The 22,923-nt window shown below is 67.3% G+C and carries 20 protein-coding genes; 6 read left to right on the top strand and 14 right to left on the bottom strand.

Annotated elements, in window-relative coordinates; all coding sequences use genetic code 11:
* The 4 genes from ACO2SS_RS03675 to ACO2SS_RS03660 all read left to right on the top strand — a co-directional run.
* Positions 1–524 (top strand): ATP-binding cassette domain-containing protein (locus tag ACO2SS_RS03675; protein WP_423276198.1); only part of this gene is annotated, 524 nt, incomplete at its 5' end.
* Positions 511–1,218 carry an ABC transporter ATP-binding protein gene (locus ACO2SS_RS03670; protein WP_423276197.1) on the top strand — a complete coding sequence of 236 codons (708 nt, stop codon included), beginning with the start codon at positions 511–513 and terminating at the stop codon, positions 1,216–1,218. The genes ACO2SS_RS03675 and ACO2SS_RS03670, both read left to right, overlap by 14 nt.
* Before the next feature lie 107 nt (positions 1,219–1,325).
* The gene (locus ACO2SS_RS03665) at positions 1,326–2,552 is read left to right on the top strand and encodes an ABC transporter substrate-binding protein (RefSeq protein ID WP_423276196.1); all 1,227 of its coding nucleotides are present in this window, start codon (positions 1,326–1,328) and stop codon (positions 2,550–2,552) included.
* A 143-nt stretch (positions 2,553–2,695) separates the two neighbouring features.
* On the top strand, positions 2,696–3,928 hold the full coding sequence (locus ACO2SS_RS03660; protein WP_423276195.1) for an ABC transporter substrate-binding protein: 1,233 nt from the start codon (positions 2,696–2,698) through the stop codon (positions 3,926–3,928).
* Between the two features lie 993 nt (positions 3,929–4,921).
* On the opposite strand, the gene ACO2SS_RS03655 is transcribed toward ACO2SS_RS03660, so the two are convergent.
* The 9 genes from ACO2SS_RS03655 to ACO2SS_RS03615 all read right to left on the bottom strand — a co-directional run bounded on the left by ACO2SS_RS03655 (position 4,922) and on the right by ACO2SS_RS03615 (position 13,386).
* Positions 4,922–5,725, bottom strand: a complete 804-nt coding sequence (locus ACO2SS_RS03655; RefSeq protein ID WP_423276194.1) for an N-acyl homoserine lactonase family protein — start codon at positions 5,723–5,725, stop codon at positions 4,922–4,924.
* Between the two features lie 105 nt (positions 5,726–5,830).
* On the bottom strand, positions 5,831–6,718 hold the full coding sequence (locus ACO2SS_RS03650) for an NAD(P)-dependent oxidoreductase (RefSeq protein ID WP_423276193.1): 888 nt from the start codon (positions 6,716–6,718) through the stop codon (positions 5,831–5,833).
* A gap of 22 nt (positions 6,719–6,740) precedes the next feature.
* A complete protein-coding gene (locus tag ACO2SS_RS03645) occupies positions 6,741–7,712 on the bottom strand; it encodes a Bug family tripartite tricarboxylate transporter substrate binding protein (protein ID WP_423276192.1) in 972 nt (323 codons plus the stop codon).
* 34 nt (positions 7,713–7,746) lie between these two features.
* Positions 7,747–8,589 carry an alpha/beta fold hydrolase gene (locus ACO2SS_RS03640; protein ID WP_423276191.1) on the bottom strand — a complete coding sequence of 281 codons (843 nt, stop codon included), beginning with the start codon at positions 8,587–8,589 and terminating at the stop codon, positions 7,747–7,749.
* Entirely contained in the window at positions 8,582–8,947 is a 366-nt protein-coding gene (locus ACO2SS_RS03635) for a hypothetical protein (RefSeq protein ID WP_423276190.1), read from the bottom strand. Before ACO2SS_RS03635 ends, ACO2SS_RS03640 begins: the two co-directional genes overlap by 8 nt.
* Positions 8,948–9,078: 131 nt before the next feature.
* The gene (locus ACO2SS_RS03630) at positions 9,079–10,200 is read right to left on the bottom strand and encodes a DSD1 family PLP-dependent enzyme (protein ID WP_423276189.1); all 1,122 of its coding nucleotides are present in this window, start codon (positions 10,198–10,200) and stop codon (positions 9,079–9,081) included.
* 122 nt (positions 10,201–10,322) lie between these two features.
* A complete protein-coding gene (locus ACO2SS_RS03625; RefSeq protein ID WP_423276188.1) occupies positions 10,323–11,117 on the bottom strand; it encodes an enoyl-CoA hydratase/isomerase family protein in 795 nt (264 codons plus the stop codon).
* A 134-nt stretch (positions 11,118–11,251) separates the two neighbouring features.
* On the bottom strand, positions 11,252–11,989 hold the full coding sequence (gene eutC / locus ACO2SS_RS03620; RefSeq protein WP_423276187.1) for an ethanolamine ammonia-lyase subunit EutC: 738 nt from the start codon (positions 11,987–11,989) through the stop codon (positions 11,252–11,254).
* Complete coding sequence (locus tag ACO2SS_RS03615) at positions 11,989–13,386, bottom strand: ethanolamine ammonia-lyase subunit EutB (RefSeq protein WP_423276186.1); 1,398 nt, start codon at positions 13,384–13,386, stop codon at positions 11,989–11,991. Before ACO2SS_RS03615 ends, eutC begins: the two co-directional genes overlap by 1 nt.
* A gap of 266 nt (positions 13,387–13,652) precedes the next feature.
* Here ACO2SS_RS03615 and ACO2SS_RS03610 point away from each other — a divergent pair, with 266 nt between their 5' ends.
* Entirely contained in the window at positions 13,653–14,051 is a 399-nt protein-coding gene (locus ACO2SS_RS03610) for a c-type cytochrome (protein WP_423276234.1), read from the top strand.
* Between the two features lie 148 nt (positions 14,052–14,199).
* A complete protein-coding gene (locus ACO2SS_RS03605; protein WP_423276185.1) occupies positions 14,200–14,448 on the top strand; it encodes a hypothetical protein in 249 nt (82 codons plus the stop codon).
* A gap of 12 nt (positions 14,449–14,460) precedes the next feature.
* On the opposite strand, the gene ACO2SS_RS03600 is transcribed toward ACO2SS_RS03605, so the two are convergent.
* The 5 genes from ACO2SS_RS03600 to gyrB all read right to left on the bottom strand — a co-directional run bounded on the left by ACO2SS_RS03600 (position 14,461) and on the right by gyrB (position 22,741).
* Positions 14,461–16,092, bottom strand: coding sequence for a B12-binding domain-containing radical SAM protein (locus tag ACO2SS_RS03600; protein ID WP_423276184.1), 1,632 nt, complete (start codon positions 16,090–16,092; stop codon positions 14,461–14,463).
* A gap of 65 nt (positions 16,093–16,157) precedes the next feature.
* Complete coding sequence (locus ACO2SS_RS03595) at positions 16,158–18,815, bottom strand: MMPL family transporter (protein WP_423276183.1); 2,658 nt, start codon at positions 18,813–18,815, stop codon at positions 16,158–16,160.
* A 104-nt stretch (positions 18,816–18,919) separates the two neighbouring features.
* Positions 18,920–19,504 carry a DUF2147 domain-containing protein gene (locus tag ACO2SS_RS03590; protein ID WP_423276182.1) on the bottom strand — a complete coding sequence of 195 codons (585 nt, stop codon included), beginning with the start codon at positions 19,502–19,504 and terminating at the stop codon, positions 18,920–18,922.
* A gap of 261 nt (positions 19,505–19,765) precedes the next feature.
* Positions 19,766–20,197 (bottom strand): DUF3830 family protein, encoded by a 432-nt coding sequence (locus tag ACO2SS_RS03585; protein WP_423276181.1) that lies wholly within the window; start codon positions 20,195–20,197, stop codon positions 19,766–19,768.
* Positions 20,198–20,290: 93 nt separating this feature from the next.
* Positions 20,291–22,741 carry a DNA topoisomerase (ATP-hydrolyzing) subunit B gene (gyrB, locus tag ACO2SS_RS03580; RefSeq protein ID WP_423276180.1) on the bottom strand — a complete coding sequence of 817 codons (2,451 nt, stop codon included), beginning with the start codon at positions 22,739–22,741 and terminating at the stop codon, positions 20,291–20,293.
* Between the last annotated feature and the right edge of the window lie 182 nt (positions 22,742–22,923).

Genomic DNA, 22,923 nt, shown 5'->3' with positions numbered 1-22,923 from the left:
AGCCGCACGAGCTCTGCCCGGCCGGCGTCGGCCGCACCTTCCAGGTCATGCGCCCCTTCCTGCGCATGTCGGTCGCCGACAACGTTGTCGTCGGCGCCTATGTGCAGGCGGAGACGGACGAGGAGGCCCGCCGCCGCGCCGACGAGGCGATCGAGACGGTCGGCCTGTCGGACGTGCGGGATCGCCTCGGCGGCGAGCTCACCACGAAGCAGCTCCGCCTGATGGAGCTCGCCCGTGCCCTCGCCGGCCGGCCGCGCCTCCTCCTGCTCGACGAGACCCTGGCCGGGCTCGGCCATTCGGAGGTCGGCGACGTGCTCGCCGTCATCCGCAAGCTCGCGGCCAGCGGCATCACCATCGTCATCATCGAGCATACGATGGGCGCGATGGTGCAGCTGGTGGATCGTTTCGTCGTGCTCGACCACGGGACCGTGCTGGTCGAGGGCGCCCCCAAGACCGTGACGAAGGACAGGCGGGTGATCGAGGCCTATCTCGGCAAGAAGTGGAGCGCCCATGTTGACGCTTGAAGGCGTTCACGCGGGCTATACCGCCGTCCCCGTTCTCAACGGGGTGTCGATCCGCGTCGACGAGGGCCAGTTCGTCGCCATCGTCGGCCCCAACGGAGCCGGCAAGACGACGATCTTCCGCACCATCTCCGGCACGCTGCGGCCCTTCGCCGGCCGCATCACCTTCGAGGGGAAGGACCTCGCGGAGGTCCGGCCCGACCGAAGGCCGCATCTCGGCATCGCGCATGTGCCGGAGGGCCGCCAGGTCTTCGCCTCGCTCACCGTCTTCGAGAACCTGGAGATGGGCGCCTATACGGAGGCGGGCCGGCGGACCTGGAAGGAGAACCTGGACGCCATCCTCGGCTGGTTCCCGGTCCTCGCCGAGCGCCGCAACCAGCTCGCCGGCACGCTGTCCGGCGGCGAGCAGCAGATGCTGGCGATCGGCCGCGGCCTCGCCTCCTCGCCGCGGCTCCTCATGCTGGACGAACCCTCCATGGGCCTCTCGCCGGCGATCGCCGACTTCATCTTCGACAAGCTCCTGGAAATCCGGAAGCAGTCGAACCTGACGATCCTGCTCGTCGAGCAGCGCGTGGCGGAGGCGCTGGAATCCGCCGATCACGGCTACGTGCTCGAGGCGGGGAGGGTGGTTCTGGAGGGGCCGAACTCGGCCCTTCGCGCGGACGATCGCGTCCGCCAGGCATACCTGGGAATGTGAGTTTCCCGCTCGTCCCGGCGCAGGCCGGGATCGAGCCGAGCGGGCAGATGACGGATCCCGGCTTCCGCCGGGGCGAGCAAACAAGACGACAGAGGGAGAAACAGCTCATGGCAAACCTGACCCGGCGAACGCTCATCGGCACCACGGCCGCCGCCGCGCTCGCGGCGCCCTCGATCGTGCGCGCGCAGAATCCCGCCGAGGTGAAGGTCGGCCTCATCGTGCCGCTTTCCGGCCTCTATGCCCGGCCCGGCTCTGTGATGCGGATGGGCGCGGAGGTCGGCATCGACGACGTGAACGCGGCCGGCGGCATCAAGGCGCTCGGCGGCGCGAAGCTGAAGCTCGTCCTCATCGATTGCGGCGACACGGTCGAGAAGGCGAAGAACGCCGCCCAGCGCATGGTGGCGCAGGAGACGGACCTCGTCGCGGCGACAGGCGCCTACCTGTCGTCCTTCACGCTGGCCGTCACGGAGGTGACCGAGCGGGCGCAGCTTCCCGTGCTGACGCTCTCCTATTCGGATCTGCTGACCGATCGCGGCTTCAAGTACATCTTCCAGACGGCCGCGACCGCGAGCTCGCAATCCGAGCAGGGCCTGCCCGAGCTGATGAAGCTCGCCGAGAGCGCCTCCGGCAAGAAGCCGAAGACCGTCGCCATCGTCATGGACAACACCGCGACCTCGGTCGCGACCGCGAAGGCCCTGAAGGAGAAGCTCTTCAAGCAGCTCGGCCTCGAACTCGTCGTGGACGAGGTCTGGACCCCGCCGCTCGCGGACGCGACCCCGCTCATCCAGAAGGTCCGGGCAGCGCGGCCCGACCTCCTCTTCGCGATGCCGAACGCGGTGTCGGACGCGAAGCTCCTGGTCGAGAAGATGAACGAGTTCGGCCTCGGCCAGGGCCGCATCCCGACCATCTCGTTCTCCATCACCATCGCCGAGCCGGACGTGCTGCAGAGCGTCTCGCCGCAGGTACTCCAGGGCGTGATGACCGTCGTGGCGAACTGGGGCTTCAAGGGCCACGAGACGCTGATCGCCGAGGTGAAGAAGCGCTACAACGAGCCCTGGGCCACGCAGAACGTCATCTCGACCTACGGGGACATCTGGCTGATGGCGGCGGCGCTGGAAAAGGCCGGCAAGGCGGACAAGGAAGCCGTCGCACAGGCGCTCCGCACGATGGATGGCGGGCCGGCCAAGTATTTCCCGGGCGGCCAGCTCAAGTTCGACGACAAGGGCCGCCGCGTCGGCGCCGGCGTCACCATCGTCCAGTGGCAGAACGGCACCCCGGTCACCGTCTTCCCGAAGGAGATCGCGGTGGCCGAGCCCTTCTGGCCGAAGCGGTAGGGCCCGCCGTCATCCCGGGGCTCGCCGGAGGCGAGAACCCGGGATCCACTCGCAACCAGTGCCCAGCCGTGGGTTCCGGGTTCCGCTCCGCGGCCCCGGAATGACACCGAAGACAGGCGGGCCGACAACCAGGGAGGAACACCATGACCGATCGTCACGACCTCACCCGCCGCACGCTCCTCGGCACCACGGCCGCCGCCATTGCCATGCCGGGCATCGCCCGGGCGCAGAACCCCGCCGAGGTGAAGGTCGCGCTGCTCGTGCCGGTCTCCGGCATGTATTCGCGCTTCGGCACGGTGATGCGCATGGGCGCGGAGATGGCGCTCGATCACATCAACGCCGAGGGCGGGGTGAAGTCGCTCGGCGGCGCCAAGCTCAAGCTCGTCGTGCTGGATTGCGGCGACACGACCGAGAAGGCCAAGAACGCGGCCCAGCGCATGGTGGCGCAGGAGCCCGACATCGTGGCCGCGAGCGGCTCCTATCTCTCCTCCTTCACGCTGGCGGTGACGGAGGTCACCGAGCGCGCGCAGCTTCCCGTCCTCACCCTGTCCTATTCGGACCTCATCACCGCCCGAGGCTTCAAGTACGTCTTCCAGACCTCGGCGACCGCGGCCTCCCAGGCCGAGCAGGCCCTGCCGGAGATCCTGAAGCTGGCGGAGAGCGCCTCCGGCAAGCGGCCCCAGACGGTCGCGATCATCACCGACAACACGGGCGCGTCGGTCGCTTCCGTGAAGCCGATGCGCGAGGGACTGCTGCAGCGGCTCGGCCTCAAGCTCGTCGTGGACGAGACCTTCACGCCACCGATCGCCGATGCGACCCCGCTCGTCCAGAAGGTGAGGGCGGCGCGGCCCGACCTCTTCTTCTTCCTGCCGACCGTCATTTCCGACGCGAAGCTCGTCCTCGAAAAGATGAACGAGTTCGGCATGGGGCAGGGCAAGGTCCCGACGATCTCCTTCGGCATCGCCATCGCCATGCCGGACATCCTCAACACCGTCTCGCCCGACCTCCTGCAGGGCGTGCTGTCCTGCGTCGGCAACTGGGGCGTGAAGGGTCAGGAGAAGCTGATCGCCGAGCTGAAGACCCGCTTCAACGAGCCCTGGATGGACCAGAACGCCATCTCGACCTACGGCGACATGTGGATCATCAAGGAGGCCCTCGAGAGGGCCGGCAAGGCCGACAAGGTCGCGGTGGGCGATGCGCTGCGGAACCTCGATCTCGGCCCCTCCAAGTACTACCCAGGCGGCCAGACGAAGTTCGACGGAATGGGCCGCCGCGTCGGGGCCGGGCTCACGGTCATCCAGTGGCAGAACGGGGTGCCCTACACGGTATTCCCGACCGAACTCGCGACCGCGAAGCCCTTCTGGGGCCGGGGCTGATAGCTCTGCCGATCATCCCGGCGAAAGCCGGGATCCAGTCCCAAGGCGAGGCAGGGCACCACAATTCGGACCCACTGTCATTCCCGGCCGGAGGCGCCCTTGGGCGCCGGAGGGGAAGGGAAACCAGGGGTTAGCGCGACGCGTGGGCGCTTTCCCATCCCCCTGGTGGGGAGGGCGGACTCGGGCGAAGCCCGAGCCGGGTGGGGGGCGCTCAGCCTGGCACCCGGTTCAAGGCGGGACGCCCCCCACCCCCGGCCCCTCCCCACGAGAGGGAGGGGAGGCCCCCGCTCGCCCCGGCGCAGGCCGGGGCCCACCCCTGGGCACCGGCTTTCGCCGGTGTGAGCGGAATCCCAAGTTGACAGGTCTAGCATTTATTCCTATATAGCTGTCACTCGTCTCCGGCGAGGGAACGGCGGTCGACACCGGGCACCGTTGTCGGAGGCGAGGGCGGGTCCCGAGGTCGCGGTTCCGGAAACCGTGGCGCCCGGGCGGCTGACCGGGCGTGTGCCCATGGGGCCGAAAAGACCGTCGCGGGATGCCGGGAGGGACCAGGCAAATCCGCAAACCATCATCATCGAAGGCCGGAGAACCGGCGTCCCGCTCCCTCACAGGATTTCGGGCAGCTCTTTGAAGCACTCGTGGTGACCGACCTCGGACCGGGGACGGACGGCGCGTGAGCGCTGACGGACGAGCCGCCTGATCCCTCCCCTCCAGGGGAGGGCCGAGTCGCGCCGCAGGCGCGAACCGGGGTGGGGTCGCGACCGGGCAGGCAGCCCCACCCGTCCCTCCGCTTCGTTCGGGCCACCCTCCCCTGCGGGGAGGGATCAGCGTCCCTGGGCACCGGCTTTCGCCGGTGTGAGCGGGTAGGGCCAGCTCCGCCTGGCACCCGCTTGACGGCGGGCCGCCCCCCACCCCGGTTCGAAGCTGCGCTTCGACTCGGCCCCTCCCCACGAGGGGGAGGGGAGACGCGGCTTCCGCCCGAGCGGCGGAACCTCAGCCGCGAGGGTCGGCGTCGAGCCTGACCGAGATGCCTTCCAGCCCCGGGGCAGAGGCGGGATAGCGTTCCAGCACGAGCGGGTCGTGGCCGGGGATGACGTTCGCCCTGTCGCTCGCGAGCTCGTAGAGGCGACGGTAGCCCTCCAGGGTGCTCTCCACGTTGTGCACCAGGTGGAAGGGCCGCCCCTGCTCCATGTTGTCGTAGAAGTGGCTCGCGTCCGAGGCGAGCACCATCCAGCCGCGCCGCGTCCAGACGCGCAGGACCTGCAGGCCCTTCGAGTGCCCCCCGAGCTTGTGCACGCTGAGGCCGGGCGCGATCTCCCGGTCGCCGTCATGGAAGGTGACGCGCCCGTCGAAGACCTTGCGGACCATCGAGACGACATCCTCGATCTCGAACGGCACGCGCAGGGTCGGGTGGCACATGCAGCGGCCCGTGCAATAGGCCATCTCCGTATCCTGCAGATGGTAGCGCGCCGCCGGGAAGAGCCCGTAATTCCCGCAATGGTCGTAATGCATGTGGCTGACGATCACGTCCTCGATCCCGTCCGGATCGACGCCGATGCATTTCAGCCCCTCGCCCGGGGAGCGGAGGAACTGGCGCTTGCGCTTCTGCGCCATCGGCTCGTTGAAGCCGGTATCGAGGATGAAGGTCCGGCCGTTCCCGCGGATCGCCCAGACGAAGTAGTCGAGCGGCATGGGGGCGTCGTGCGGGTCCCCGTCCAGGAAGTTCTGCTTGCGCGTCGCCGCCGGGTTGTGGGCGTAGCGGACGGCGTGGATCTCGTAGGGCTGAAGCTCGGGCATCGTTTCCTCGAAGACCTCTGCCGCTCATCCCGGCGAAAGCCGGGATCCAGTGCGGCGCGGAGCGTGGACCCCAGCTTTCGCCGGGGCGAGCGGGAGGGAGGCCCCTCAGCCCGGCTTGCCGACGATCACCCCGGCCGGCCGCTCCGTCAGCTCGATGATGCGGGTGAAGTCGCTCTCGGGCCCGAACTGGTCGTTCATCTTCTGCCAGACGGAGCGGACGGCCTTGGCGGTCTCGAGATCGAGCCCCATCGCCTCGACCTCCTCCAGGCAGAGGCGGACGTCCTTGAACATCAGCCCGGTCGCGAAGCCGTAGTCGAAGCGCCGGTTGAGGATCGATTTCGGGAATTTCTGGATCGTCGCGGCGTTCATGCCGGACGAGACGTTGATCACGTCCACCATGATGGCCGGGTCGATGCCGGCCTTCACGCCCGCCGTGATCGCCTCGGCCGAGATGGCCATGGCGGCGGCCGACATCAGGTTGTTGCAGAGCTTCATCATCTGCGCCGAGCCGGGCGCCTCGCCGATGAAGAAGACCTTCCCGATGTTCTTGAGCATCGGGTCGATGCGCTCGAATGTGTCGCGAGGGCAGGAGACCATGACGGCGAGCGTGCCGGCCTTCGCGCCGCCGACGCCGCCGCTCACCGGAGAATCGACGAAGGTGATGCCGCGGGCCTTCAGCTCCGCCCCGATCTCCGCGGCGACCTTGGGTCCGGTCGTCGACAGGTCGATGATCGTCTTCACGGCCGAGCCCTGGACCAGCTCCGCCACGACGGCCCGCACGATGTCGGGCGTCGGCAGGCTGACGAGCACCGTCTCGGCCTGGGCCCCGACCTCCGCGGCCGAGGCGGCCCGCTTCGCACCGCGGGAGACGAAGGGCGCCACGACATCGTCGCGGGTGTCGAAGACGACGAGCCCGTAGCCGGCATCCGCAAGGCGGGTCGCCATGGGCGTCCCCATATTGCCGAGGCCAATGAATCCGATCGTGTCGGCCATGACTTGCTCTCCGTAACCTGTCCTATTCGGCCCGGAGGCCGACCGCCTTGATGATGGTGCCGAAGCGCTCGACATCGGCCGCGATGAGCCGGCGCAGGGGCTCGACGCCCTGCTGGTCCGGCTCCGGAAGCTCCGCCGCGAGCTCGCCGAAGCGGCGGCGCAGCTCGGGATCGGCGAGGGCCGTCTTCACGGAGGCCTCCAGCCTGTCGAGCACCGGGCGCGGCGTCGCGGCGGGCGCCGCGATCGCGTTCCAGACCGTCAGGTCGAATTGCGGCGCGCCGGCCTCCGCGAACGTCGGGACGTCCGCCGCCTGCGGCAGGCGGCGAGTGCTGGAGGTCGCGACCGCCGTGACGCTGCCGCCGCCATGGAGCGGAAGCATCGTGACGGTCTGGTCGATGACGGCATCGATCGTGCCGGAGATCAGGTCGTTGATGGCCGGGCCGGCGCCGCGATAGGCGATGTCGACGGCCTTGGTGCCGGTCACGTGGAGGAAGGTCGCGGTCGCCAGATGCCCGGTCGTGCCCGGCCCCGCATGGCCGAAATTCACGCTCTTCCCGTCCGCCTTGAGCTTGGCCAGGAAGGCCGGCAGGTCGGGGAGGCCGCTCTTCTTCGAGACGGACAGCACCATCGGGACGATGGCGACGAGACCGACCGGGGCGAGGTCCTGGCGGGGGTCGTAGCCGAGCTGCGGGAAGAGCCAGACATTGGCCGCGAAGGAGCCCATGTTGCCGAAGATCAGGGTATAGCCGTCCGGCTCCGCCCGAACGACCCGGCGGGTGCCGACTGTCGCGCCGCCGCCGACCACGTTCTCGACGACCACCGACTGGCGGAGATCCTCGCTCATGCTCTTGGCGACGAGCCGGGCGAGAACATCCGTGGTGCCGCCCGCCGCCGCCGCGACCACGAGCGTGATCGGCCGGTTCGGAAAGGTCTGCGCGACGGCGGAACCGGCAAGCAGCAGCAAGGCCGCTGCGGCGGATGCAAGCCTCCTCATGTCTCCCCCCTTGTCCCTTTTTCGGTCGGTGGTGCTACTCGGCCGCCATGAAGTCGAGCTCCGGCAGCAGGTAGCGGCGGAAATGCTCGTAGTTCTCGATCATCGGGAAGTGCCCGATGCCGGTCATCTCCGTGTAGCGGGACCCCGGGATCGCGTCGGCAACTGCCTTCGTCATCGCCGGCGTGCAGGAATAATCGTAGGAGCCCGTGAGCAGGCTCACCTTGCACCGGGCGGTGTCGATCGACTTGATGTGCTCCCGCGCATCCCAGTCGAAGGAGTAGAACATCACGTCCCCGGCATAGACGCCCGGTCCGGACTGCGCGTAGTACCACCAGTTGGCGCGCTTGCCTGCTTCCGGGCTCTGCGGCGCGTTCAGGCCATAGGTGTAGGTCGCGACCAGTTCCCCGCCGTGGATGGCCGGGTGGTGCAGGAACTCGTTGTAGCGGCCCGGCGCATGCGCCCCGGCCTCGAGCCCGATCACGCCCCGGATACGGCCCTGGTAGTCGCTCGCGACCCGCAGCACGATGGCGCCGCCCATGGAGCAGCCCATCACGACGGGACGGTCGAGCTCCAGCGTCGTCCAGACTGCCTCGATCAGGGCGAGGTAGCGCTTGGTCGTGAGCTCGTACCGGGTGAGCCACCAGCCATCCGGCGGGTCGGACCGGCCATGCCAGGGCATGTCGAAACAGACCACGCGAAAGCGCGAAGTGACCTCGCGGTCGTTCAGGAGGTGCCGGTACTGCCGGCTGTCGGCGCCGGCCGTGTGGAGGCAGAGAAGCGGGACGCCTTGCCCCGCCTCCTCGACATAGATCCGGTGCGGGGTGCCTTCGACATCGACGCTGAGATAGCGGCCGAGGATCGGCTCGAAATCAGGCATGCGCCGCCTCCGCCGCAACCGGTCCGACCTCGCGCATCAGGTTCATCATCCGGTGGAGGGCGCGCGCATTCTGCATGGCGACCAGCGTGTCGCCATCGAGCACGAACTCGGGCACGCGCATCAGCATGGCGAAGAAGTCGTGGAACAGGGGAGGCGGGTCCGGATCAAGGAACCTGGACCAGACCGACATGGGCGCCCGCACGCCGAACGACGTGCGCACGTCGAAGCGCGGCGCGGCGAGGATGCGTTCGATCTGGCCCGCCCGCACCTGGATCACGTAGCGCGTGTCGTCGAAGGTGACGCTGAAACTCGCGTCGAACTTGCCACCGGTGACGCGAAGTTCGGGATCGGCGTTCACGCGGTCCCGAAACGCCGCCGTCCAGGTCTCGTCCGGAACCCGCGCCAGCTTAGCCTCCCATCCGCAGTTGTCTGCTTGTCAGACGATACTACGGCGGTGGCCTCCTCGGCGTCAACACTCGGCTCGCAGCCTCAGCGGCTCGCTCCCCGGGCATCGATCGCCCAGACCTCTTCCACGCGGCCGTTCCGGACGCCCACATACCAGTCGTGCAGGTTGATGGTGGGGTCGCAATGGCCGGGGATCAGCGCGACCCTCTCCCCGAGCCGCGGCCGAGGCGCGCCGGCGGACAGCCCGACTTTGCCGTGCTCGTCCGACATGCCGAGGAAGGTCCAGCCTTCGGCCCCATGCACCCGCGGCAGCCCCTTCTCGCCGCTATACGACTTGAGGCCCGCATCGACGACGAACCAGTCCGGCCCCGCCACGCTCATGACGCTGGCGAGCACGAACAGGCTGTGCTCGAATTCGCTGTAGGGCCGTCCGTCCGCACCGCGGATCGAGGCGTAGTCCAGATCCATGAAGGCGTAGGACCCGGCCTGAAGCTCCGTGTAGACGCCGCTCTCGGCCTCGGTCCGGAACGTGCCGGTGCCCGCACCGCTGATCGTCGTGGCGCCCAGGCCTATGGCGGCGAGCGCCTCCTGGGTGTCACGGACGGCCGCGATCGCACCCTGGATCGCGCCTTCACGCTCCGTCGCGGTCGGGAAATGCTGCGCCTGGCCATGATAGGCCTGGAGGCCCTCGAACCGGAGCCCGGGTGACTCCGCGATGCGCCGGGCGAGCTCGGCCGCGGGTCGGCCCGGGGCGATGCCGCAGCGCCCCATCCCGACCTCGATTTCGACGAGCCCGTTCAGCATGACGCCCGCCCTGGTCGCGGCAGAAGAAGCGAGTGCGACCTGGTCGGCATCGTCGAAGCAGAGGCCGATCCTGGCGCGGTGGGCGAGGGCGGCCAGCCGGTCGAGCTTGCGGGGCTCCACCATCTGATTGGAGACGAGGATGTCGGGAATGCCTGCCCTCGCCAGGACCTCCGCCTCGCCGACCTTCTGCACGCACTGACCGACCGCGCCCGCCGCCATCTGCCGGCGCGCCACCTCCGAGCTTTTGTGGGTCTTGGCATGGGCACGCAACCCCACCCCGGCAGAGGCGGCGTAGTGCGCCATCTTGGCGAGGTTCCGGTCGAACGCGTCGAGGTCGATGATCAGCGCCGGGGTGTCGATCTCGGCGATCGACATGCCGACCGCGGCCGGTGGTTCCTGCATGAAGCGCTACCTGCTGTCCTGCCCGATGATAGTCGTGGCGCCGGCGCCACGTCGATGCGGAGCGCTGGAGATGATCCGCATCCCGTATCTTGACGGGGAGGGCGTTCGCCTCGACGGCGAGGTCAGCGACCGGAGAAGCGTGCGGGACGCTTTGCCATGAAGGCCTCCACGCCTTCCGCGAAGTCCGCGGTTCCGGCGCAGGCCTTGAAGCTCTCGGCCTCGGCATCGAGCTGCGTTGCGAAGTTGTTGTCCAGCGATGTCCTGAGCAGCCGCTTCATGGCGCCGAGCGCGAAGGTCGGCCCGGCAGCCAGCTTTCCGGCGAGCTTCGCGGTGGCTTCGTCCAGGTCGGCGGAGGGTACCACTTTGTTCACGAGCGACAGCCGCAACGCTTCCTCCGCTCCGATCGCCTCGTTCAGGAGCGCGATCTCCATCGCCTTGCGCAGGCCGACCACGCGCGGCAGCGACCAACTCGCGCCGCCATCGGCGCTGGTCCCGAGCCGGGTATAGGCCAGGGAGATCTGCGTATTTTCGGCCGCGATCGTGAGATCGCCCGCCAGCATCATGCTGACGCCGGCTCCCGCAACTGCACCATGCACGCTCGTGATCAGAGGTTTTGGCATGGCACCGAGGATCTGCAGCGCCTCGTGAAATGGACCGATAAGCTTCCCGATCACGGCTGGCGCGTCGGGAAGGGCGCGCTGGAACGAGCCGATATCGCCCCCGGCCATGAAAGCACGGCCGGCGCCCCGCAGTACGACGGCCCGGATCTCCGGGTCATCGGAAACTCGTCGCGCTGCCGCGAGCAGCGCTTCCACCATGCCCTGGTCGAGTGCGTTGAGGACGGCAGGGCGGTTCATGGTGAGGTAGGCGACGCTCTCGCGCTGCTCCACGAGAAGGGAATTTTCCTGCTGGCTCATGCGGCCGCCACCTCTCCGGACTTCTACGTCAACCGACGCGCTTCGCAGCACGCTTGTCTTTCCCGGGACTAGAACCCGGCACGACCAGGAGGCAACCGGCTTCTCCGCAGGTCGTGCGCAACTTGCCAGCCAGCTTAGAAGGCGGGCGGCTTAAGCTCGGTGCCCGTCCGACCGAGTTGGCGTGCCATGGACAGGATCACGCCACAGAGCCGGCCTGCGGCCTCCGGGGTGAGGCCATGCGCGTTGATATTGGAGATGCAGTTGCGCTCCGAATCCGCACGGCCCGGGCGCGGCCACGCTGTTACATAGATGCCGAGGCTGTCCGAGATCGTGAGGCCCGGACGCTCCCCGATGAGCATCGCCGTCGCCTTCGCGCCAAGGCGCTCCCCAATCTCGTCCGCAAGCGCCACACGCGCTTCTTGGGCTAGGACGATCGGGGCGATCTGGTAGCCCTCCGCCTCCGTCAGGATCGCCTTCGCGGTCGCGGCGGCATAGGTGTTCACGGCGGAGGCCGAAAGGCCGTCGGCGACGATGATCGCTAGATCGTAGTTTCCGCGCACACCGTTCAGGCGCGGGAGATCGGCCTCGGCAAGCCGCCGTCCGAGATCCGGACGACGAAGGAACGTGGCGCGATCTGCTGCCTGGCTCCGAACCTGGATGCCTGGCCTAGGGGCGAGCGAAGCCGCCAGGGCAGCGAAATCCACCTGCCCATGAACCGCGTCGCGCGCCCGAGCATGCGCTTGCTGCAGGTCGAGCTGTTCTGAAAGGGGCAGCGAATCGCCCGTCCGGCCAAGTCCGATACGTGCTGGCGTTCTCGCGCGAAGGCTCGCGAATAGCGGGGCGCAGGATGGGTCAGGCTGCACGCTGCCCATCAGGCGGCCGCCTTGAGGATCGTCTCAAGCCGCCTGACCGGTTCGTCGCTCCTCAGCCTCGGCGGGATCCGGCCGGCGTCGTCGAGCATGCCAAGGCGGCTGAGCCACGCGTCGAATTCCGGCGCGGGCCTGAGGTTGAGCTGATGGCGAAGGCTCAGAATGTCGTGGAAGGACAGGCTCTGATAGTTGAGCATCACGTCGTCCGCCCCCGGGACGCCGATCAGGAAGGTCACGCCAGCGACCGAAAGCAGGTTCATCAGGACGTCCATGTCGTCCGCATCCGCCTCGGCATGGTTGGTATAGCAAACGTCGCACCCCATCGGCAGGCCGAGAAGCTTGCCGCAGGCATGATCCTCCAGGCCCGCTCGGATGATCTGCTTGGCGTCGTAGAGATATTCCGGCCCGATGAAGCCGACGACAGTGTTCACGATGAGAGGCTTGAAGGCTCGGGCGACCGCGTAGGCACGGACCTCCAGGGTCTGCTGGTCGACCCCGTGATGCGCCCCGGCCGAGAGCGCGGAGCCCTGTCCGGTCTCGAAATACAATACGTTATCGCCGACCTCTCCCCTGCCGAGCGAGAGGGCGGCCTCCCGCGCCTCCTGCAGCAGCGCGAGATCGACGCCGAAGCCGCGGTTTGCCCCTTCGGTGCCGGCCACGGATTGAAAGACGAGGTCGGTCGGGGCCCCGCGCTCAATGGCCTTGATGGCGTTGGTGACATGGGTCAGGACGCAGCTCTGCGCCGGCAGGTCCAGGCGGAGCCGGATGTCGTCGAGCATCCGCAGCAACTCGACGGTGCCATCGACCGAGTCCGCGGCGGGGTTGATGCCGATGACCGCGTCGCCGATCCCGTAGAGTAGCCCGTCCAGGATCACCGCCGCGATCCCGGCCGGGTCGTCCGTGGGGTGGTTCGGCTGCAGTCGGCTGCCGAGCCGCCCAGGCAGGCCGAGCGTCGTGCGGAAAGCGGTCGTCACCCGGCACTTGGCGGCGACCGTGATCAGCTCCTGGTTGCGCATCAGCTTCGAGACGGCGGCGACCATCTCGGGTGTGAGGCCGGGCGCTACGGAGGTGAGTTCGCTCGCCGTGACAGCCGGATCGAGGAGCCAGTCCCGAAACTCTCCGACTGTTATTTGGGCGATCGGCCGGTGGGCGGCCGGGTCATGTCCGTCCAGGATCAGGCGCGTGACCTCGTCGGCCTCGTACGGAACAAGGGTGTCCTGGAGAAAGCGCTTCAGTGGGATGTCGGCAAGGACGCGTCGTGCCGCGACCCGCTCCGCCGCGCTCTGCGCCGCGACCCCGGCGAGCTCGTCGCCCGAGCGTTGCGGCGAGGCGCAGGCCATCACGGCCTTGAGATCCGGGAAGACGTAGCGGGTGCCGCCCGCATCGTGGACAAAGCTCAAGACGAGGTCCTCAGGCTGACCAGGGCGCCGGAGAAGGCCCTTGCAGCCCTATCGAAGAGGCTAGCGTCTTGGCGGACCGGCGTTCAAGCTCAACGTCGCAGTTCGCGTGCCCTGCAGGCGAAGCGACGTGCAATGTGTCTTGCAGCACGCGCCGGCCCTTCCGATGAGCACCGCTTCGTACGATATGGCTCCTTGAGGACGCCCCATTCTACCGCTCCGGTTGGATGATAGAGCGCGGGTTCGAGGCTGCGGAGAATCTGTTGATGATGTCCATCATTCGGTCGGCCGGCATCGCTGCGGTGCTTGCGGCGGCGACGAGTTCCCCGAGCCTGGCGCAGGACGCCGGGGCCGGTGAACGCGTCTATGCGCAGTGCCGCGCCTGCCATCAGATCGGGGAGGGCGCCCGAAACATCGTCGGTCCGCAGTTGAACGGCCTCTTCGGCCGAAAGGCCGGCACGGTTGAGGGCTACACCTACTCCGCCGCCAACAAGAACTCGGGTTTGACCTGGGACGACGCCACCTTCCGCGACTACATCAAAGATCCACGTGCCAAGATCCCCGGCACGAAGATGGTCTATGCCGGCCTCAAGGACGAGCAGCGCATCACGGACCTGATCGCGTATCTCAAGCAGTTCGACGCCACGGGGAAGAAGGCCGCTCCATAGGAGGTGCAGGCGGTGTCGTAGGTCCGACTGCTCGACACTGGACAGAAACGTCGCCGCGGCACTCTACCGGGGCCGAGAACCTTACCGTCTCGCCGCGGTTACACTAAGTGACACGAAGTACAACCACCCAGGTGCATGCATGCCTTCGATGACGATCAGGATCGCGGCCGCGGTCGGGCTTACGCTCGCGGCGACCGCCGCGGGCGCGATGACGCCTGAGCAGGAGGCCGTCTTCCGCCAGAACTGCACCAACGACTACATGCGCTTCTGCTCGATGTTCGACCCGAACACGCCCCAGGTCGAACAGTGCTTCCAGCAGCGGATGAAGGATCTCTCCCCCCGCTGCCAGGCCGCGATCGCCAGCTACTCGAAGAAAAGTCCGGGCGGACGCCGCTGACCCTCGCGGCGCTCAGGCAGCCCGTCGATCGCTGATTGCCGGGAGTCCCCCGGGAGCCGCGGCGGGCTGCCCTGAAGTGTCAGCCCGGGTGGCGTAAAAGGAGGCGTTCTGCTGGCCGGATAGGGCTTCCTGGGTGAAGCGAATCATGTGGTGGGCGACGAAGCCCATGTTGAACACGGCCTCGATCTGGCCTCGCCGGATGGCCTCGCGTGCAGCCTTCCAGAACGCGCGGCGATAATCCGACAGGAGCCCAACGCGGACCAGGATGTTGAAGCCCAGGACCACCCCGCGCCGCAGATTGCTGAGCGTGAGCTGCGATCTCACTGGTACCTTGATGCGGTTCGGGTAGGTCGCCTCCACCTGGTGGAGGAAGCGGGTGAACAGCCGCTCGGGCGTGTAGGCATGCGCGATCGAGCGCCGCCACCCCGCCAGGATCTCCTCGTAGGGCATCAGGAAGCGTACGTTCGATTCCCGGCTAGGGTCGTGGTCCAGCCGGTCCGCCTTCTCGAGCCGCTCCCATAGGGGGGTCTTGGGTAAGGCCTGTAGCAAGTTGATGGTCAGCACCGGCACGTTTGAGGCGTCGACGAACTCGCGCAGGCGCACCTCGCTCTCGGGAGAGTCGGTGTCGAGCCCCATGATGATCCCGGACGTGACCTCCATTCCGTAGCTGTTGATGATGTCGATCGATGGCAGGATGGGCAGCTTCGCGTTGTGTCCCTTGTCGATCTGCCTGAGCGCTTCGGCGTTCGGGGTCTCGATTCCGACGAAGACGGTGATGAAGTTCGCCTGCTGCATCATCGCCAGGATTTCCGGCTGCTGGGCGAGGTTCAGCGTCGCCTCGCACGCGAACTGGAGCGGATAGCCGTTCCGCTTCTGCCACTCGACGAGATGCGGCAGCATCTCTCGCGTGGCCTTCCGGTTGCCGATGAAGTTGTCGTCGACGAAATAGACGACCGCCGGCCGCACGGGCTGCCGAAGGATGAGGTCCAATTCCGCCAGGAGTTGCTCGGAGGTCTTCAGCCGCGGCTGCCGCCCATACAAGGCGGGGATGTCGCAGAACTCGCAGCGATAGGGGCAGCCGCTCGAGAATTGCAGGCTGCCGATGAGATAGCGCTTCAGCGGAACCTTGTCGTAGGCAGGCTGCGGGAAATCCGGGAGCGGCAGCCGCTCCTTGGTTTCTAGGCGGACCTGCGCCGCCGGCCGCTCGACGCTCGCGTCCAGGTAGGCGATCAACTGGTCGGTCGCGTCGCCCATCTCGCCGAGGTGCAGGTAGTCGAAGCCATCGTACCATTCCGGAGCGCCCGAGGCCGAGGGCCCGCCCAGAACCGCGACCTTGCCGGCTTCCTGCGCACGGCGGCGGATGTCATTGATCCGGTCGACCTGCACGTGCATCCCGCTCACGAGGACCACGTCGGCCCAGGCGAAATCGCGGGCCGTCGCGGGTGCGATGTTCTCGTCGACGAACCGGACCGGCCAAGTCTCCGGTAGATACGCGGCGATCAGCAGCAGACCTTGCGGCGGCATGAAGGCCTTCACGCCGCCCATGAGCGGATAGGCGTGAGCGAAGGTACCGAAGGAGGGCGTGTAGGCAGGAAAGACGCAGAGTATGCGGCGCGTGTTCGTGACGGGAAGCGGACAGCGCAAGCGAAGCTCCTAGCCTAAAGCGTGGAGTCTAGGTCGGCGCTGCCGCTCCGTCGAGCCGTCCGGCTTCAGGTAGGCTTTTTCTCGCCAGGTGTGGCCGCCTGGGTCCGAGGTGGCCCCAGGAAGGCCGGCACCATGATGAAGGCGGCGACCAGGGTGAAAAAGAGCGAGATCGTCAGCAGCTTGCCCATGCTCGCCGTACCTGGATGGTTCGACAGCCAGAGGCTGCCGAAGGCCACGCCCGTCGTCAGGGACGAGAAGAAGATCGCCCGGGTCAGGCTGGAGGCCAGCATGTCCGCGACGCCCTCCCGCCACGCGATCATGTAGTAGATGTGGAAGGCCACCCCGACGGCGAGCATCAGGGGAAGCGCGATCACGTTGGCGAGGTTCAAGGGCATGCCGATCAGCTGAGCGGCCTCGAGGGTCATGATCGTGGCGACGACGAGGGGTCCCAGCGTCAGGGCTACGTCCTTGGCACGCCGGAGGGCGAGCGTCAGGATGCCGAAGACGCCGAGAAGTGCGAGCAGGGCGGCGGTTGCGAATGCCCGCCCGATGATCTTGCCCGACTCGACGATGTCGACCGGGCCGCCCGAGAGGTTGGGCGCGACCTTCTCGACGGCGGCCGTGAAGGCCTCCAGCACTTCGTTGTCGTTGCCGTCTCCCTTCGGATACACCTCGATCCGGACACGCCCGTCGGGGGCGATCCAATCCCTTCGAAGATCCGCAGGCAGGTCGGCCAGTGTTACCCGGCTGGCCCCGAGCGCTGTTCTCAGGCCCGAGAGCAGCTGCGGGAGCCCCCCGGCGATCGCCGCCTGGGCACGTGTGCGCTGTTCTGGAGAGCCGTCCGCAAGGCGCTTGAAGTTCTCACCGAGCCGGCGAAGAGCCGCCGACGCCGCATCCGTTCCCGTCTTCGACAGCAGCGCGTCGGCCGCGCGACGAAGGGCCTGCTGGAGCTCGGCATCGGTGGGAGCGGGAGCCGGCGGCCTATCGCTGGCGATGTCCGACAGTTCCTCGGCCGTCTCGCGAATGAGCGCGAGCTTCTCATCCTGGTTGTCGGGGACGAAGGTCAGCACGGTCGTCACGCGGCTCACCTCGGGAAGACCGGCGAGCTTCGCCGCGAGCGGGCGCGCGGTCTCAAGGGAGGGCGCCAGGACGCTGATCGAGTTCGGCGACATGCCGGGCGTCCGGCTGAGATCGAGGAACGTGGCAACCGCCTCAGTCTTCTCGTCCCGCAGATGCATCGGGTTGGCGTCAAAGTCGAGGCGAAGAAGGAACGGCAGCCCGGCCACGACTACCGCTATGGACGAGACAATCACCAGCTTCCGGTGAGCGAGGATCCAGTGGTCGACCTTCGCAAGCCGGGGCATCTCGATGCTCTCCGGCTCCGGCGGCGGGGGCATCACGTAGATCAGTGCCGGCAGGAGGGTGAGACTCGCGACGAACGCGATCACCATCCCGACGCCGGTAATCAGCCCTAGCTCGGCAACTCCCGTGAACTCGGTTGGCAGGAACGAGAAGAAGCCGACGATCAGCGACATGGCTGCGAGCGTCAGCGACCAGCCCATGCCGCTTGCCGTCGCGAGAATGGCGCGCCGGAGCTCGTGCAGCTTATGGCGCTCGTCCCGATAGCGAACCGCGAGCTGGATGCTGAAATCGACGCCGAGGCCGAGAAAGAGTGCCGCAACCGCGACCGAGATAACGTTGAAGCGCCCGACGAGCAGCAGGCCAGTGCCGATCGTGACGACGAGGCCTGCGGCGGTGGTCGCGAGCACCGCGAAGATGAGCCTGCCCGAGCGCAAGGCCAGGTAGAGAATCACGGCGATCGCAACCACCGTCAGGCCCAAATGGAGCGGTGCACCCTCCTGCACCGTCCCGAATTCCTCGTCGGCGAGAGGCGGCAATCCCGTGAGCCGCACGCGTGTTCCACTGTCTGCGGACGTGAGCCCGAGTTCCGCCGCAGCGGCGCGGATGCGGTCGCTCGTCGCGGCGCCAGGCTGGAGCGCATTGTAGTCGAGGATCGGCTCGACGAGCACGAACTTGCGAAGCTGATTGGGGGCGAGCGCCTGCTTGCCCGACATCAACTCCTGCCACGACAGGCGAGCGGGCTGGCCCGCGAGAACGCGCTCGACCACCTCGCTTAGGCGGTCGAGGAGGCCGGAATTCTCGCCGATCGATCCCTGTGCCGCGCCGAGCTGGATGAGGCGTGCCAGGCCGCGCAGGGTTGGATCTCCCGCCAGTGCGGACAGGACGGGGGCCTGCTCGCGCATCTGGCCGAGCGTCCCCTTGAGCTCCTCTGTCGGAAGCAGCAGAAGTCCGTTCTTCTCGAAATATGGTCCGGCGTCGGGACGCCAGACCTTCTCGATATGCGGACCGGGTTTGCTCGTCAGCGCAGCTGCGAGCCGGGAAGCTCCAGCTTCCGCGAGTTCGGGCGTCTCCCCGTCGACGACGACGAGGATGACCTTTGCGAGTTGCGGGAATGCGGCCTGGAACTCGCTCTTGTCGCGCCCCCAGGCCGCATCGGAGTGGAGGAGCTGGTCCGTCTCGGTCGTGATCGCGAAGCGCGTGACGGAGACGTAGAGACCCGCAACGGCCAGCAGCGTGCTGACGATGATCACCAACCAAGGGTGCCGTAGCGAGCCGCGAACCAGGAGCTCCGCCAGGAGACCCGGGTTGTGCCGCTTCGCCTCAAGCGTTCCTGACGTGCCGCTTGTCGGTTGCGCTTTCACGTGTTGCCTTTCCACAGCGTCCCGAGCCCCGGCCTTTCACGGTGGGACGCCGCGAGAAGTCAAGCTGGTCGGGAGCTCTCCTGATTTCTTTTGGATCTAGCCGGTCACGGCTTCGGTCGGCTGCGCTGGCCTGCGACGCCCGGCGTGGCTGAAGCCTTGCTCGCCCATTCCGGTTCGGAGGTCGGCCCATTTGCAGTTCCGGTCGCGCCTGCAAGCTGCCCGGCCACCACGTTATTCGTGCGGGTCCAAACCTGGGTGCTGCAAAGAAAGGCCACGAGGCAGCCCCGGACGTTGAGACTGGAAGGCTGCTCGGACCACACGGTCACGTCGTAGCTCTTCCCGTCCTCGTTGTTGTAGATCTTGCCGGCGTAACGTCCGTCCTCGTTGAGGGTGAGGCCCATCAGGAGCTGGTGACCCAGAACGGGACGACTGCGTTTCCGCGGGTCTGGGTTCTTGACGTCGCGCTTGGCCGCCGGGTCTTCGCCCTGCGAGGCCTTCATCCATACGACATAGCCGCAGACGTGCTCCTGTGAGGGCCCGCACTTCTCGATGCGGATCCGCGCACGCTCGTCCTCCGTCAGCCAGGTGCCGGTCGGATCCGCCAACGGCGCGGCCGAGGCAGCGCTCACGGACAGCATGGCAAGACCCGCAAGGAGCCCGCTCGCCTGAACAAGGTTGTTGACCAACATCGCAGCGGTGACCCTCTTCACAAAATCCGGTTCGGGCGCGTGCCCAAGCCGCGTGAGAACACCCTGAGTGCCCGACCGGTTTCGCCCGGCTCCTGTCGATGCGCTATGCGTCGATACTGTGGCCAACGTCTAGCCGCCGAAGGGCATTTCTTCATCTTCGACGCGGGCGGATGCTCGCGCAATCCGCGAGCGGGCCCAAGCAAGGGGTCTGTGGTCTGGGCTTGGAGAGGCCGAACGAGCAGCGTCTAAGCTCCGGCTCGATCAGACGGACACGCTCCCCTCTGCCAGTTCGAACCGAATAGGCTGAGCACCCTTCCAGAGTGTCAGGCGACCGAGTTCAGCCAGGTTCTCGAGACCGGAGGTGAGCGTGAGGAAGTGATTGCCTGCAAGGGGCCCCACCTTGCTGGCAAAGCTCACCCCTCCGTAAGCGAGTAGAATCTCCGTCTCGCTGATCCCGCCCGGGTAGAGCAGGACATGGCCCGGGGCAGGGTGGCACGTATGGTTCTCGTAGCCGACACCGAACTGCATGTCGCCAAGCGGGATCCAGACGCCTTCGCCGCTCCAGCGAACATGGACGATCTGCCCCTCGAAGGGCAGGTGCCGAAGAAAGGCCGCGCAGGTTGCCGGGGCCGCCTCCGTCTCGAGCTTGCCGTCGAACGCGAAAGGACCCGCCAGGATCTTCAATTTTGTCATGGCGCCTGCTCCATTCGGGCCTCACGCCGCAAGGTAGCCCAAGTCCCGCCGCCTCCGCCTGCCACAGCTTCAGGCCCGGCGGCCCGTAGCGCGTCAGATATCGAGATTTGCGACCGAGAGCGCGTTTTCCTGGATGAATTCGCGGCGGGGCTCGACGACGTCGCCCATCAGCTTGGTGAACAGGTCACCCGCATCATCGGCGTCCTTGACCTTCACCTGCAGAAGCGAACGGACATCCTTGTCGAGGGTCGTCTCCCAGAGCTGCTGGGCGGTCATCTCGCCGAGACCCTTATAGCGCTGCAGCGTGATGCCCTTGCGTCCGAAAGCCATGACGGCGTCGAAGAGCGAGAGCGGGCCGATGATCGGCGTCTCCTCGCCCTTGCGGACGAGCGCCGCCGGCTTGCCATAGATCTCGGACAGCGCGGCCGAGCGCTCGCCGAGCTTCCTCGCCTCCTGGGAGGCGACGAGATGCGCATCGAGGTGGAGCGCCTGCTTCACCCCGCGCACTGTCCGGGTGAGCACGTAGCCGCCCTCGACGGCTTCCCCCGTCCAGCCGCGCTCCAACTCCTCGGAGACAACGTCCATCCGCTCGGCCAGCGCCTTCGCGGCATTCGGTGCCTTCTCCGGATCTTCGGCGATGTCCGGGCGCAGCGCGCCCGCGATCGCGGCCTGTTCGATGGCTGGGCGATCGTAGCGGCTGTGCAGGGACGAGATGATGGTCCGGATCCCGCGGGCCTCCTCGATCAGCGAGCGGAGCTGCTGCCCGGCCAGCTCCAGCCCCGATTCGAGGCGCAGCACCGCGCCGTCGGTCCCCGCGTCGAAGAGGTAGTCTTCGAGCGCGCGCTCATCTTTTAGGTAGATGTGGCTCTTGCCGCGCGATGCTTTGTAGAGCGGAGGCTGGGCGATGTAGAGGTGCCCGCGCTCGATCAGCTCGGGCATCTGCCGGAAGAAGAACGTCAGAAGGAGCGTGCGGATGTGGGAGCCGTCCACGTCCGCGTCGGTCATGATGATGATCCGGTGATACCGAAGCTTGTCCGGATTGAACGCGTTAGGTCCGTCGCCGCGGCCGATGCCGGTGCCGAGCGCCGTGATGAGCGTTCCGATCTGCTCCGACGAGAGCATTCGTTCGAACTGGACGCGCTCGACGTTCAGGATCTTGCCGCGGAGCGGCAGGACGGCCTGGAAGGACCGGTCACGGCCCTGTTTTGCGGAGCCGCCAGCCGAATCGCCCTCGACGAGGATCAGCTCGGACTTTGCCGGGTCGCGCTCTTGGCAGTCCGCCAGCTTCCCGGGCAGCGATGCGACCCCGAGCGGATCCTTGCGAACGATCTCGCGCGCCTTGCGGGCGGCCTCGCGGGCCTGCGCGGCCCGCACCACCTTTCCGACGACCTTCTGGGCCTCGGCGGGGTGCTCCTCGAGCCACGTCGAGAGACCCTCGTTAAGGATGCTTTCGACGACGGGCCGGACCTCGGACGAGACGAGGCGGTCCTTCGTCTGAGACGAAAACTTGGGATCCGGCACCTTGACGGAGACCACGGCGGTGAGACCCTCGCGGCAATCGTCGCCCGTGAGCGTCACCTTCTCCTTCTTGGTGAGGCCGGAGGATTCGGCATAGCCGTTCACCTGCCGCGTAAGAGCGCCGCGGAAGCCCGTGAGGTGTGAGCCGCCGTCACGCTGCGGAATGTTGTTCGTGAAGCAAAGCACCGTCTCGTAGAACGAATCGTTCCACCAGAGCGCGACCTCGGCCGTGATCCCGTCGCGCTCCGCGCGGACCACGATCGGCTTGTCGAGAAGCGGCGTTTTCGAGCGGTCGAGGTAACGGACGAAGGCCTCGATGCCGCCCTCGTACAGCAGCTCTTCCCGCTTCACGTCGGCGTGGCGGTCGTCGGTCAGGACGATTCGCACGCCCGAGTTGAGAAAGGCGAGCTCCCGCAATCTCTTCTCGAGCGTCGGAAAGTCGAACTCCACCAGCGTGAAGGTCTCGGGCGAGGGCAGGAAGGTCACCTCCGTCCCGCGCTTTCCGTTGGCAGGGCCGACTACGGCGAGCGGGGCGACGGGATCGCCATGCCGGAACTCCATGAAGTGCTCTTCGTCGCCGCGCCAGATGCGCAGGCGCAGCCACTCCGAAAGCGCGTTCACGACGGACACGCCGACGCCGTGTAAGCCGCCGGAAACCTTGTAGGCGTTACCGCTCTCGGCCGTGTTGTTGAACTTACCGCCCGCGTGCAGCTGGGTCATGATGACTTCCGCCGCCGAGACGCCTTCCTCTGGGTGGATGCCGGTTGGGATGCCGCGACCGTTGTCCGAGACCGTGCAGGATCCGTCCGCGTTCAGCGTCACCGTGACGAGGTCAGCATGGCCAGCCAAGGCTTCGTCGATGGCGTTGTCGACAACCTCGTAGACCATGTGGTGGAGGCCGGAGCCGTCGTCCGTATCCCCGATATACATGCCGGGTCGCTTGCGGACAGCATCGAGCCCCTTGAGGACCTTGATCGACTCGGCGCCATACTCGGCGTCAGGGATTATTCGGGCAGGTTCGGCCATGGTGATCCTTCGCGCCGCCGAAGCGGCGCGTGCGAATGCGTCGTGTCTGTGGCGATTCGAATCCCTATGTAAGGGCTCGAACCGTGTTTTTCATCCCGCACGCGTATGTACGCGTACGTGTATGCGCGCGTGAGCGAGCCGGCAGCACGGGTGCCTCTGACGGGCTCCCGCCCCTCCTCAGC

Source organism: Enterovirga sp. CN4-39, assembly GCF_049446235.1.
Lineage (GTDB): Bacteria > Pseudomonadota > Alphaproteobacteria > Rhizobiales > Beijerinckiaceae > Enterovirga.
The sequence above is the reverse complement of the archived record's forward strand: the minus strand, read 5'-3'. Positions and strand labels throughout refer to the sequence as shown.